Genomic DNA, 11,890 nt, shown 5'->3' on the forward strand with positions numbered 1-11,890 from the left:
GCCGCGCTACCGTCCCTGCCCGCGGTCCTTCAGGAGCAGCGCTGTCAGCGGCAGGAGGTACAGAGCCGCGATCGTGGCACCTACGACGACGGGGCCGGTCGCGCCGAGTGTGGATTCCAAGGCGAACCCGGCGATCCAGGAGCCGACGGCGGTGCCGACGTTGAACGAGGATGTACTCAGAGCCGACGCCAGTGTGGGCGCCTGCTCGGCGTAGCCGACGGCTTTGCCGATGAGGATCGGATTGGTCGACATGCCGAACAGGCCGAGGAGGAACACGAGCGCGACGGCCGCGGTCGGGGAATGGGAGAGTAGCGCGAGTCCGACGAGCGTCAGGAACGTGGCCGAAGCGGAGGTGAACAGCACGGTGTAGGGGTGATGGGTGCCGAGCCTCCCGCCGAGGTTGGAGCCGATCAGTGCGCCGAGGCCGTAGACCAGCAGCACGAGCGGCACCGCCGACGCCGCCATGCCGGCGTTCTCGGTGAGCAGCGGGGAGATGAAACTGTAGGCGGCGAGCGATGAGCCGCACACGATCGCGGCGCCGGCGAGGACGAGCCAGATGCGCACGTCGCGAAGACCCGCGATCTCGGCCCTCACCGACGGTTCCGGCACGTCGCCGGCAATATCGACGGGAACGTGTTTGACGATCGGTACGACGGTGATCAACGCGAGTGCCGCCAGCGCCCAGAACGGACCGCGCCATCCGATGGCCTGCCCGGCGAACGCACCGAGCGGGACGCCGACGACATTCGCGAGCATCCCGCCCCCGAGGACGATGCCCAGTGCACGGGAGCTCAGTTTCGGGCCGACCACCTTCGCGGCGACCACAGCGGCCACGGCCCAGAACGCCCCGGTGGCCAGTGCCGTCACGAAGCGCATGACCAGCACGACGCGGAAATCGGCGGTCATTGCGACGACGATGTGGCCGATCGCGAACACGACCAGGGACAGGGACAGCGCGAGACGGCGCTGGAGCTTGAGGGTCGCGATCGCCATCAGCGGCGTGCCCACGATCATTCCCACCGCGAAGACGGTGATCATCAGGCCGGCGTCGGCAACGCTGACGCCGATATCGTCAGCGATATCGGGAAGGATTCCGGCGACGATGAACTCAGTGGTGCCCATGAGGAACACCCCGGCGGTGAGCACGTAGATCACTAGCGGGAGGCGCTCAGTACCGGCGGATCGAGGCGATGATTCTGGCATGGCGGAGCGGATGTTCCTTACGATCGAGAACTGATTCGGTCGGGTCCCGGTGGGGCCGTCTCGATCAATGCGACCATGCCCTCCCCGCATGAGGGAGCCTCGGTTGATGGGGGTACTGCGAGGGGCGGTTCCCGTCCCTTCGCCGTCCTCAGGCTGGGGGGCGGATCCCGGCGAGGATGAGGGCGGTGACTCGTTCGGCGACGTCGGGGGTGTGGGTCTGGGTGGCCTGGCAGGCGACGATGATGGCTTTGGCCTCCCGGACGGTCAGGTCGGCGCGCACGGTACCGGCCTGTTTCGCGGCGGTGAGGAGTTCGCCGAGCAGGCCCATGAATCGGGCTTCGGTATCGGGGGCGATGGTGTCGATGTCGACCCCGTCGCCGGCGATCGCCTGCGACAATCCCTGATCGGCGGCACCCCAGCACAAGGCCATCGCCCGGATGAATTCCGGTAGTGCCTGTCCGGGATCGTCCTGGTCCAGGAGCGCGCGCCCTGCGGCGACGATGCGGGTCAGGCGATGGTCGATCACGGCGGCGAACAGGGCGTTCTTCGTGGGAAAATGTCGGTAGACGGTGCCTGCGCCGACCCCGGCGCGGCGCGCGATCTCGTCGATGGGGATCGACAACCCCTCAGCGGCGAAGCTCTGGTACGCGGTCTCAAGGACTGCTTCGCGGTTGCGGATCGCGTCCGCCCGCAGTGGTTTGTCGTTATCGGTCACGTGGATCACCTTCCGCACACCTGGCAAACGGGGCGTGCGTTCCGTATATTCGATGCAAGCGGAGTGCTCGTTCCGTTTAGCTCATGTTACAGAGGAGGCTCTGATGCCGAAGTGGACCACCGTCGACATTCCCGACCAGACCGGACGCATCGCCGTCGTGACCGGCGCGAACTCGGGGCTCGGATTCGAAACATCCACCGCGCTGGCTGCCGCTGGCGCGCACGTCGTGATGGCTGTGCGCGACATGGAGAAGGGCAGGGCCGCAGCGGACCGGATCACCGCAGCCACGCCCGGCGCCCGGGTGGAGTTGCAGCGCCTCGATCTGGGGTCGCTGGAGGCCGTGCGGGAGGCGGCCGCCGAGGTCAAGGCCAACCATCCTCGGATCGACCTGCTGATCAACAACGCCGGCGTGATGTATCCGCCCAAGCAGACCACTGCCGACGGATTCGAGTTGCAGTTCGGCACCAACCATCTCGGGCACTTCGCCCTGACCGGCCTGCTGCTCGACGCGTTGCTGCCCGTGCCCGGCTCACGGGTCGTGACAGTCAGCAGCGTCGGGCACCGTATTCGGGCGGCGATCCACTTCGATGACCTCAACTTCGATCGCGGTTACAGCCGGCTGGCCGCATACGGCCAGTCCAAGCTCGCCAACCTACTGTTCACGTACGAACTCCAGCGGCGCTTGGCAGCCGCCGGCGAGGCTGTGATCGCCGTCTCCGCCCACCCTGGCGGATCGAACACCGAGCTGGGCCGGCACCTGCCGGCGGCGATCGAAGTTCCTGCGATGAAACTGTTCTCGCAGTCCGCGGCGAGGGGCGCGCTGCCGACCCTGCGCGCGGCGACCGACCCCGGCGTCACCGGCGGGCAGTATTACGGCCCAGACGGCCCCGGGGGCCTCCGTGGCCTTCCGAAGGTGGTGTCGTCGAGCAAGCGGTCGCACGACCCCGAATTAGCACGACGATTGTGGCAGGTCTCCGAGGGCCTGACCGGTGTCACCTACCTCGACTGACTGATTCACCACACACCACTGGATGGGAAACATATGCGCATCATCATCTTCGGCGCCACCGGCATGGTCGGGCAAGGTGTACTGGAGGCATGCCTGCTCGACGACACTGTTACCGACGTGCTGGTGATCGGACGCACCAGCACTGGCCGAACCCACGCCAAGCTGCGTGAGATCCACCACGACGACTTCGGCGACTTCACGCCGATCCGGTCGGGGGAAATCGCCGGCTACGATGCGTGTCTGTTCTGCCTGGGCACCTCGGCGGTCGGCATGAGCGAAACCGACTACCGCACCATTACTTACGACTACACGCTGGCAGCGGCCCGAGTTCTGCTGGACGCCGATCCCGACCTGACATTTTGCTACGTCTCCGGTGCAGGAACCGACACTGCCTCACGCATGATGTGGGCGCGGGTGAAGGGTGAGACGGAGAACGCCCTGCTCGACCTCTCCGAGCGGGCCCACATGTTCAGGCCCGGATTCATCGTGCCCTTGCCCGGAACTCAGGCCAAGACGACAGCCTACGTCGTCTTGTACCGGGTGGTGACGCCGTTGTACCCGCTGTTGAGTCGGATCATCCCGGGTCACATCACGACAAGCCTGCGCCTGGGGCGGGCCATGCTCGTCGCCGCCCGCGGCGAAGTCCGCGAAAGAATCCTCGACACCGCCGGTATCAACACCGCCGCCGACTCCTGATTCGCGCCGTACGACCGAACCCGGTCGGTGAGCGCGGAGCACCACTGTGCAGCATGGCCCGCAGTCCGGTGATGGCGGCCAGGTCAGCGAGCGACTGCGATGGTCACTTGCCGCCCGTCGAGCAGCACGATCCGATCGAGGTCGTCGGTCTCCCCGATCTTGGTCAGCGAGGAGTCGTACGTGTTCCCGTCGGTGTTGTAGAAGAACCCCAGGTTGCCCCACGGCATGTAGGAGAACAGGTCGCCCGGCTCGGGATTCAGGCCCGCGGCGCCGGTGAAGTCCCATTCGCCGACAGGAGTGGCCACCTTCTCCTTTCCTCCGTAGTCGGAGAATGTCAGGGTCATGGGGAGCATCGCCAGGAACGACCGCGTCGTCGGGGTGTCCGCGTCGATCACGACCTCGACGACGGTGTCGCCGGCGGTGAAGTGCACGACAGTGTTCGCGACACCCTGGTCCGGCGAAGTGGCCTCGGGCGCGGAGGCCGATGGAGGAGTGGTCCCCACGGTGGCGCATCCGGTGAGCAGCACCGCGAGCGCGAGGGTGATGCCGGAGGCGGGTCCAGGGAGTCGCATTGAGGGTCCTTCGGGGAAGGTCTGGGCTGTACCCGATCCATCGAATCCGAAGATCTGAGCCCGGGGGAGTCCCTGTCGAAGGGGGTACCGACGGGGACTCCCGCTCACAGTCGCAGTCGCGTGAAACTGTCCGGGATCAGCCGGCGGTGTTCTTCGCGGCGGTGGAGAGCAGGGGCACGTAGCGGTCGAGCAGCCACGGCAGATCGAGCACGTTCGGAGAGCTGACCGCGTAGACGAGCGGCGGATCGGTCAGCGGGACATAGGCCTTGCGCTGCACCGCCTTCAGGCTCGCGAACGACGGGTTGGCCTCGGTGGCTTCGCGCTTCGCGGGGTCGAGGAACCACGAGGTCAGCACGTCGGCGTTGTACTTGGGCACGTTCTCCCAGCTCACCGGCGCTGCGAACTTGCCGGGAGGCGTCGCCTCGCGCAGCGCCGCCAGCTCGGGCAGGACGGTGAAGCCGAAGCTCTGCAGCAACTGCACCCGCGGGTCGGTGTCGAAGTAGAAGTTGAGACTCTCCGACGTGGTACCGCTGGCCGCCGCGACCGTCCTGCCGGCGAACTCCGGGTGCGCGCTCTTGACGTCGGCGATCCGCTTGTCGGTGTCCGCGATCAGCGTCTTCGCCTCGGCCTCGCGGCCCAGCGCCTTGCCGACGATCGTGGTCTGGTCCTGCCAGGAGGTCTGCCAGTTGCGGCCGGGCTGCGCGACCGTCGGCGCGATCTTGCTCAGCTGCGCGTACTGGTCCGCGGTCAGCCCCGCCTGGACCGAGAGGATCACGTCGGGCTTGAGGGCCGCGATCTGCTCCAGCGGGAGCGACTTGCTCGACTCGGGCAGCAGCACCGGCTTCGCGTCGCCGAGCTTCTCCTGCACCCACGGCATGATCCCGCCGGCGTCCTTGCCGAGCTCCGAGGACATGTCGCGCATGCCCACGGGTGTCACTCCGAGCGCGATCGCCGCCTCGGTGCTGCCCCATCCGAGGGTGACCACGCGCTCCGGGCGGGCCTTGATCTCGGCGGTGCCGAGCGCGGAGGCGATCGACACGGGGAAGCCCGCATCGTGCTGCGCGTGCTCGTCGTTCGACGAGCCGGATCCGCACGCGGCGGTGCCTGTGACCAGGGCGGCGATGGTGGCGAAGGCCAGGGCGGTGCGAGTGATACGGGACGGCCCGAACACGGTGACTCCTCTTCGACGGGTGGCCTGTGTCGATGGCCACAGACGTTCGCACGGGTGGCGAACAGTCTCTACTTTCAGGTATGCCTATCCTATCTAGGTTATCGACGAGGGAGATACATGGGACAGCAGCACGCGATCGCCGATGTGGTCGGGATCGGGGCCGGGCCGTCGAATCTGGGGCTCGCCGCGGCCCTCGATGAGCGGAACCGGACGGGTCTGCCGCCGCTGTCGATGACGATCCTCGAACGCAAGCCCTCCTTCGCGTGGCATCCGGGCATGCTCCTCGACGGCGCCACGATGCAGATCGCCTTCCTCAAGGATCTGGTGACGCTCCGCAACCCGCGCAGCCCGTTCACCTTCCTGAGCTACCTCGAGGCGCGCGGCCGGCTCGTCGACTTCGTCAACCACCAGACCTTCTTCCCGACGCGAGTCGAGTTCACCGACTACCTCTCGTGGGTCGCCGAGAGCGTCTCCGCGCGGATCGACTACGGCACCACCGTGACCGCCGTCGAGCGCGTGGACGGGGCCGTCGACGGTGCGCGGTGGCTCGTCCGGTACACCGGACCCGACGGTGACGGTGCCCTGCGTGCCCGGTCCGTCGTCGTGGCGACCGGCCTGCGCGAGCGGCTGCCCGAGTGGGCCGCCGCCGGGCCGCGCCTGTTCCACAACCACCGGTTGCTCGAGCACCTGGCCGCGGCGGATCTGGATGTCGAAGCGCCGCACCGGTTCCTCGTCGTAGGCGGTGGGCAGAGCGCCGCCGAGGTCGCGCAGTTCCTGCATCGGAGCTACCCGAACGCCGTGGTGGAGAGCGTCTTCAACTCCTACGGCTTCCAGCCCGCCGACGACAGCCCCTACGCCAACAAGGTCTTCGACCCCGCCGCCGTCGACGACTTCTACGACGCCCCCGCGGAGGTGCGCAGCGAACTCATGACGCGGCACGCCACCACCAACTACGGCTGCGTGGACCTGGAGCTGATCAACGAGCTCTACGCCGTCGAGTACCAGGAGAAGGTCTCCGGGCATCGCCGGCTGCTGATGCGCCCCGCCACGGTCGTGACCTCGGCGGTCGCCTCCGATACCGGCGTGCGCGTGACCCTGCGTGACCGCATCGCCGACGTCACGACCGGCCAGGACTACTCGGCCGTCGTGTGCGCCACCGGCTTCCGGTCGATCGGCGTCTCCGACGTGCTCGCCGGATGGGACGTCGCGCCCGAGCGCATGCAGGTCGGCCGCGACTACGTGCTCACCGTCGACGGCGAGCCGGTCGACGGCCTCTACGTCCAGGGCGCTACCGAATCCACCCACGGCCTCGGCTCAACGCTGCTGTCGAACGTCGCCGTCCGCGCCGGCGAGATCCTCGATTCGATCGTCGCCGACACCAGCCTGACCAGTGGCCTCGCGGCCGCGAAGGGAGCATGATGCGCGTCGTCACGTTCGGCTTCCAGACCTGGGGCCATCGCACGCTGTCCGCCGTCCTCGACGCCGGCCACGAGGTCGCTCTCGCCGTGACCCACCCCGTCTCGAACAACCCGTACGAGATGATGTGGAACGACTCCGTCGAGGAGCTCGCGGCCTCCCGCGGGGTTCCGGTGCACCTCGCCAAGAAGCCCGACGATGCGCTCTTCGAAGCGGTCTCGGCCGCGGAGCCCGACATCATCGTCGCCAACAACTGGCGCACCTGGCTGCCGAAGTCGATCTATTCGATGCCGCGCCTCGGGACCCTCAACATCCACGACTCGCTGCTCCCCAAGTACGCCGGCTTCTCGCCGCTGATCTGGGCGCTCATCAACGGCGAGACCCACGTCGGCGTCACCGCGCACCTCATGGACGAGGGCCTCGACACCGGGCCCATCATCGCCCAGGAGTCCGTCGCCGTCGGCCCGGCCGACCGCACCGTCGACCTGTTCCACCGCACCGTCGACCTGATCGGACCGCTGGTCGCCCGCTCACTCGGTGAGCTGGAAGCCGGGACGGCGCAGCCGATCCCGCAGGACCCCGCCGCCGCGACGTACTTCCACAAGCGCTCCGACGCCGACAGTGCCATCGACTGGTCGTGGCCCGCCGACGCGATCGAGCGCCTGATCCGCGCTCAATCGGATCCGTACCCGAACGCGCACACGGTCTTCCGTGGCGAGCGTCTCGCGATCACCGGCGCCTCGGTGTCCACCAAGCGGTACGGGGGCACGCCCGGTCGCGTCTGCGTGCCCGACGGTGACGGCATCGCCGTCGTGACAGGACCGGACGCCTGGCGCGGTGGCAACCCCGCGCTGATCGTCGAGACCGTGCGCACGGCCGACGGTGCCGAGCACCCCGCCGCCAAGATCCTCGGCGACTCCGGCGCCTACCTCGGCTGACCCGGGAAGCGAGACATGCACGCATTCATCACCGGCGCCGCCTCCGGGATCGGCGCCGCGACGGCCATCCGGCTCGCCGCGCACGGCCCCGTCGCCCTGGCGGACCGGGACGCCGCCGGGCTCGCCGCCACCGCCGCCGCGGTGGCCGCCACCGGCGCAGCCGTGACCACCCATCAGCTCGATGTGGCCGACGCCGGGGCCGTGACGGCCGCCGTGGACGCCGCCGAGCGCGCGAACGGACCGATCGACGCACTGGCCCACTGTGCCGGTGTGCTGGTGGCGGGTCCGGTTCTCGATGCCACCGAGGACGATTGGCGCACCGCACTCGCGGTGAATCTCACCGGAACCGTGACCGTGCTCTCCGCGGTCACCGCACGCATGGCGCAGCGCGGGGCGGGCGCGGCCGTGGTCGTCGGCTCCAATGCGGGCAACGGCCCGCGGGTGGGACTCGGCGTGTACGGCGCCAGCAAGGCTGCAGCGCATTCCGTGACGCTGACGCTCGCCCTGGAGCTGGCGGCCAGCGGTGTGCGGATCAACGTGGTGGCCCCCGGTTCGACGGCGACCCCGATGCAGACCGCCTTCGGTGGCGAGGCGGCCGCAACAGCGGCGGTCGCCGGGGATCTCTCACGGCACCGCCTGGGAATCCCGTTGGGCCGCATCGCCGATGCCGAGGACATCGCCGGCGCCATCGACTACCTGCTCTCGGCCGGCGCCCGGCACATCACGGCGCAGGTCCTCACCGTGGACGGAGGCGCCACCGTATGACCACAGACACCGCTCCGACGGACTACTTCCCCGCCGATGTGGCCGCGCGGTACCGGGCCGCCGGCTACTGGACCGACGAGACCTTCGCCGATTTCCTACCCGCAGCCGCCCGCCGGTTCGGCGATGCCGAGGCGCTGGTCGGCGAGGACCACCGTGGTGCGGCGACGCGCCTGAGCTACCGCGAACTCGACCGTGCCGCCGCCGTCGTCGCCGCGGGACTGCGCGCCCGGGGCATCGGCTCCGGTGACCGCGTGATCCTGCAGCTCCCGAACACCGTCGAGTTCCCGGCCGTGCTGTTCGGCCTGTTCCGCATTGGCGCCGTTCCCGTCTTCGCGCTGCCCGCGCACCGCCGCAGCGAGCTCGTGCACTTCGCCCGGACCTCCGGTGCCCGCGCGCTGATCACGGCGGCGACCATCGCCCGGTTCGATCACCGCGCGCTCGGCGCCGAGGTGGCGGCCGAACTCGGCGACGACAGCTTCGAGGTACTCGTCGTCGACGACGAACCCTTCGCCGAACCCGCCACCGGCGACGCGGACGGGACACCCGCCACCGTCGACCCCGCCGCGCTGGCCTTCCTCCAGCTCTCCGGCGGCACCACCGGCGTCCCGAAGCTGATCCCGCGCACCCACGCCGACTACCTCTACTCCGTGCGCGAGTCCGCGAAGATCTGCGGGCTGGGGCCCGGCACCCGTTTCCTCGTGGTGCTGCCCGTGGCGCACAACTTCCCGATGAGCTCGCCCGGCATCCTCGGCGTGCTGTGGGCCGGCGGCACCGTGGTGCTGGGCACCGACCCCGCCCCGCACCGCGCGCTGCCGCTGATCGAGGCCGAGCGGATCACCATGACCTCCCTCGTGCCGCCCGTCGCGATGCTGTGGCTGCAGGCCAGGCCCGGCACTGACGCCGATCTGAGCACGCTGGAGGTGCTGCAGGTGGGCGGCGCGAAGTTCCCCGTGGAGGCGGCGCGGCGCGTGCAACCCGAACTGGGCTGCCGCCTGCAACAGGTCTTCGGCATGGCGGAGGGCCTGGTCAACTACACCCGCGACGACGACCCGGAGGACCTGGTGCTCGGCACCCAGGGCCGCCCGATCTCGCCGGACGACGAGGTCCGCGTGGTCGACGACGAGGGCGCCCCGGTGCCCGACGGCGAGCCCGGCCACCTACTGACCCGCGGCCCGTACACGATCCGCGGCTACCTGGGCGGCGTGGACGCCGCCTCGTTCGACGACGAGGGCTTCTACCGCACGGGAGACATCGTCCGCCGCCTGCCGAGCGGGCACCTGGTGGTCGAGGGCCGGGCGAAGGACCAGATCAACCGCGGCGGCGAGAAGATCGCCGCCGAGGAGGTGGAGAACCATCTCGTGGCCCACCCCGCCGTGATCGACGCCGCCGTGGTGGCCGTGGCCGACGACTTCCTGGGCGAGCGCACCTGCGCGGTGATCCTCACCGCTCCCGGCGACGACCGCCCCACCGCGCCCCAGCTGAAGAAGTTCGTCCGCGAGCGCGGCGTCGCCGAGTACAAGGTGCCCGACCGGATCGAGTTCGTCGACGCGTTCCCCACCACCGGCGTCGGCAAGATCAGCCGCCGCGAACTGCGCCGCGCGCTCGCCGACCTCGTCGCCGCGCGCACCGATACCGAGGAGAAGAGATGAGCCTGCCCAAGACGGTGACCTACGACCTGCCCGAGGTCGACTGCGCCGACACCGTGGACTGGACCGTCGACCCCGCCCGCGCGGTACTGCTGGTCCACGACATGCAGGAGCACTTCGTGCGGCCCTTCGAACGCGATCAGGAGCCGCTCGCCACCGTCGTCCCCAACATCGCAGCACTGCTCAGTGCGGCCCGCGCCGCCGGTGCGCCCGTGGTGTACACGGCGCAGCCGGGCGATCAGGACCCCGAGGAGCGGGCCCTGCTCACCGATTTCTGGGGCCCGGGCCTGGCGCCGGAGAACGAGGCGATCATCGACGAACTGGCCCCCGCAGACGGCGATGTGCTGCTCACCAAGTGGCGCTACAGCGCCTTCGCCAAGTCCGATCTGGCCGAACGGATGCGCGCCTGGGGCCGCGATCAGCTGGTGATCGCGGGCATCTACGCCCACATCGGGATCATGACCACCGCGCTGGACGCCTTCATGCGCGACATCCAGCCCTACGTGGTCCGGGACGCCGTCGCCGACTTCTCCGCCGACGAACATGCGCGGGCACTGCAGTACGTGGCCGGTCGATGCGGCAGAGTGGAGACCACGGACAGCGTGCGAGAGGCACTTCGATGACCGATAGGACCGCAGACGGTGCGCGGCCCCACTTCGTGTTCGCCACCGGCGGCACGGAGCGGGTGGGCACCGGCGTGGCCGCGGAGTACACCGATCCCCGGGTCGCCGCGGAGGCGCTGCGCAGTGGGATCGGCCGCGGATCGGGTGCCGTGGTCGGGGCCCTGCCCTTCGACCTGGCCGCACCGGCCGCGCTCACGGTCCCCGAGGCCTTCACCACCCGGCACGCCGCCGATCTCCCGTCGGCGCGGGACCTGCCGGAGCTGCCGGCGCTCACCCAGCTGACCGAGATCCCCGCACCCGACGAGCACATCGCACGCGTGCGTCGCGGAGTGGACCTGATCCGCCGGGGGGAGCTGCAGAAGGTGGTGTTGGCCCGCGCGGTCGATTTCGCCGCGGCCGAGCCCATCGACCCGCTGACCATGGCCGAGGTGCTCCGCTCGCGTGACGCCAACGGCAACGGCTTCGCCGTCGACCTCACCCCGGCCGGGCCCCGCTTCACGGGCCGCTGGCTGGTGGGCTCCACGCCGGAGATCCTGGTGCGCCGCGACGGCGACCGCGTCTCCTGCCACCCGTTCGCGGGCACCGCCACCGAACCCGACGGCCTCCTGGAATCGCCGAAGGACCGCGAGGAGCACGCGTACGTGGTCGACGAGATCGCCGCCGCGCTCGGTCCGCTGTGCACGGCGCTCGATGTGCCCGCGGCACCGTCGGTGAGCCGCGCCGGGCCGGTGTGGCACCTCGGCACGATGATCGTGGGGCGGCTGAAGGACCCGTCGACCACCGCGCTCGACCTCGCGCTGGCACTGCATCCCACCCCCGCGGTGTGCGGTTTCCCCCGCCTCGCCGCCGCCCGCACCATCGCCGATCTGGAGGGTGACCGGGGCTTCTACGCCGGCGCCGTGGGATACACCACCGCGGACGGCGACGGACACTGGCGCGTGACCATCCGCAGCGCGGAACTCGACCCCACCGGGACCCGCCTGCGGGCCACCGCCGGGGGAGGCATCGTGGCCGCCTCCGATCCCGATGCCGAGCTCGACGAGACCCGCAATAAGCTGCGCACCGTACTCGGGCCGTTCCGGCTCACCGCCGCCGCGCACTGACGGCGGCCTCGCCGCGATGCCGGCGACAGCAAG

General features: G+C 69.8%; 12 protein-coding genes. 8 read left to right on the forward strand and 4 right to left on the reverse strand.

Annotation, left to right across the window (positions count from 1 at the left end; translation table 11 throughout):
* Nucleotides 1–6: 6 nt before the first annotated feature.
* Together TTY48_RS11995 and TTY48_RS12000 are read right to left on the reverse strand one after the other, a co-directional pair.
* Nucleotides 7–1,203, reverse strand: a complete 1,197-nt coding sequence (locus TTY48_RS11995) for an MFS transporter (protein WP_220657708.1) — start codon at nt 1,201–1,203, stop codon at nt 7–9.
* 148 nt (nt 1,204–1,351) lie between these two features.
* Nucleotides 1,352–1,918 (reverse strand): TetR/AcrR family transcriptional regulator, encoded by a 567-nt coding sequence (locus tag TTY48_RS12000; protein WP_220657709.1) that lies wholly within the window; start codon nt 1,916–1,918, stop codon nt 1,352–1,354.
* A gap of 103 nt (nt 1,919–2,021) precedes the next feature.
* On the opposite strand from TTY48_RS12000, the gene TTY48_RS12005 reads away from it, so the two are divergent.
* Together TTY48_RS12005 and TTY48_RS12010 are read left to right on the forward strand one after the other, a co-directional pair.
* Entirely contained in the window at nt 2,022–2,927 is a 906-nt protein-coding gene (locus TTY48_RS12005) for an SDR family NAD(P)-dependent oxidoreductase (RefSeq protein ID WP_220657710.1), read from the forward strand.
* A gap of 33 nt (nt 2,928–2,960) precedes the next feature.
* The gene (locus TTY48_RS12010; protein ID WP_255585650.1) at nt 2,961–3,623 is read left to right on the forward strand and encodes an epimerase; all 663 of its coding nucleotides are present in this window, start codon (nt 2,961–2,963) and stop codon (nt 3,621–3,623) included.
* 83 nt (nt 3,624–3,706) lie between these two features.
* Here the strand turns inward: TTY48_RS12010 and TTY48_RS12015 are convergent, their stop codons facing one another.
* Together TTY48_RS12015 and TTY48_RS12020 are read right to left on the reverse strand one after the other, a co-directional pair.
* Nucleotides 3,707–4,195, reverse strand: coding sequence for a cyclophilin-like fold protein (locus tag TTY48_RS12015; protein ID WP_220657711.1), 489 nt, complete (start codon nt 4,193–4,195; stop codon nt 3,707–3,709).
* A 136-nt stretch (nt 4,196–4,331) separates the two neighbouring features.
* Nucleotides 4,332–5,366 (reverse strand): iron-siderophore ABC transporter substrate-binding protein, encoded by a 1,035-nt coding sequence (locus TTY48_RS12020; RefSeq protein ID WP_220657712.1) that lies wholly within the window; start codon nt 5,364–5,366, stop codon nt 4,332–4,334.
* Between the two features lie 117 nt (nt 5,367–5,483).
* Between TTY48_RS12020 and TTY48_RS12025 the strand changes: the two genes are divergently transcribed.
* From TTY48_RS12025 to TTY48_RS12050, 6 genes are read left to right on the forward strand one after another with little or no spacing between them, the layout of a single operon-like run.
* Complete coding sequence (locus tag TTY48_RS12025) at nt 5,484–6,785, forward strand: lysine N(6)-hydroxylase/L-ornithine N(5)-oxygenase family protein (RefSeq protein WP_220657713.1); 1,302 nt, start codon at nt 5,484–5,486, stop codon at nt 6,783–6,785.
* Entirely contained in the window at nt 6,785–7,720 is a 936-nt protein-coding gene (locus TTY48_RS12030; protein ID WP_220657714.1) for a methionyl-tRNA formyltransferase, read from the forward strand. Before TTY48_RS12025 ends, TTY48_RS12030 begins: the two co-directional genes overlap by 1 nt.
* A 15-nt stretch (nt 7,721–7,735) precedes the next feature.
* The gene (locus TTY48_RS12035; RefSeq protein WP_220657715.1) at nt 7,736–8,485 is read left to right on the forward strand and encodes an SDR family oxidoreductase; all 750 of its coding nucleotides are present in this window, start codon (nt 7,736–7,738) and stop codon (nt 8,483–8,485) included.
* Complete coding sequence (locus TTY48_RS12040; protein WP_220657716.1) at nt 8,482–10,134, forward strand: (2,3-dihydroxybenzoyl)adenylate synthase; 1,653 nt, start codon at nt 8,482–8,484, stop codon at nt 10,132–10,134. The genes TTY48_RS12035 and TTY48_RS12040 overlap by 4 nt, the downstream gene beginning before the upstream one ends.
* Nucleotides 10,131–10,754 (forward strand): isochorismatase family protein, encoded by a 624-nt coding sequence (locus TTY48_RS12045; protein WP_220657717.1) that lies wholly within the window; start codon nt 10,131–10,133, stop codon nt 10,752–10,754. The genes TTY48_RS12040 and TTY48_RS12045 overlap by 4 nt, the downstream gene beginning before the upstream one ends.
* Nucleotides 10,751–11,857 (forward strand): isochorismate synthase MenF, encoded by a 1,107-nt coding sequence (locus TTY48_RS12050; RefSeq protein ID WP_220657718.1) that lies wholly within the window; start codon nt 10,751–10,753, stop codon nt 11,855–11,857. The genes TTY48_RS12045 and TTY48_RS12050 overlap by 4 nt, the downstream gene beginning before the upstream one ends.
* Nucleotides 11,858–11,890: the final 33 nt, after the last annotated feature.

It is taken from the genome of Tsukamurella sp. TY48 (assembly GCF_019656655.1).
Lineage (GTDB): Bacteria > Actinomycetota > Actinomycetes > Mycobacteriales > Mycobacteriaceae > Tsukamurella > Tsukamurella strandjordii.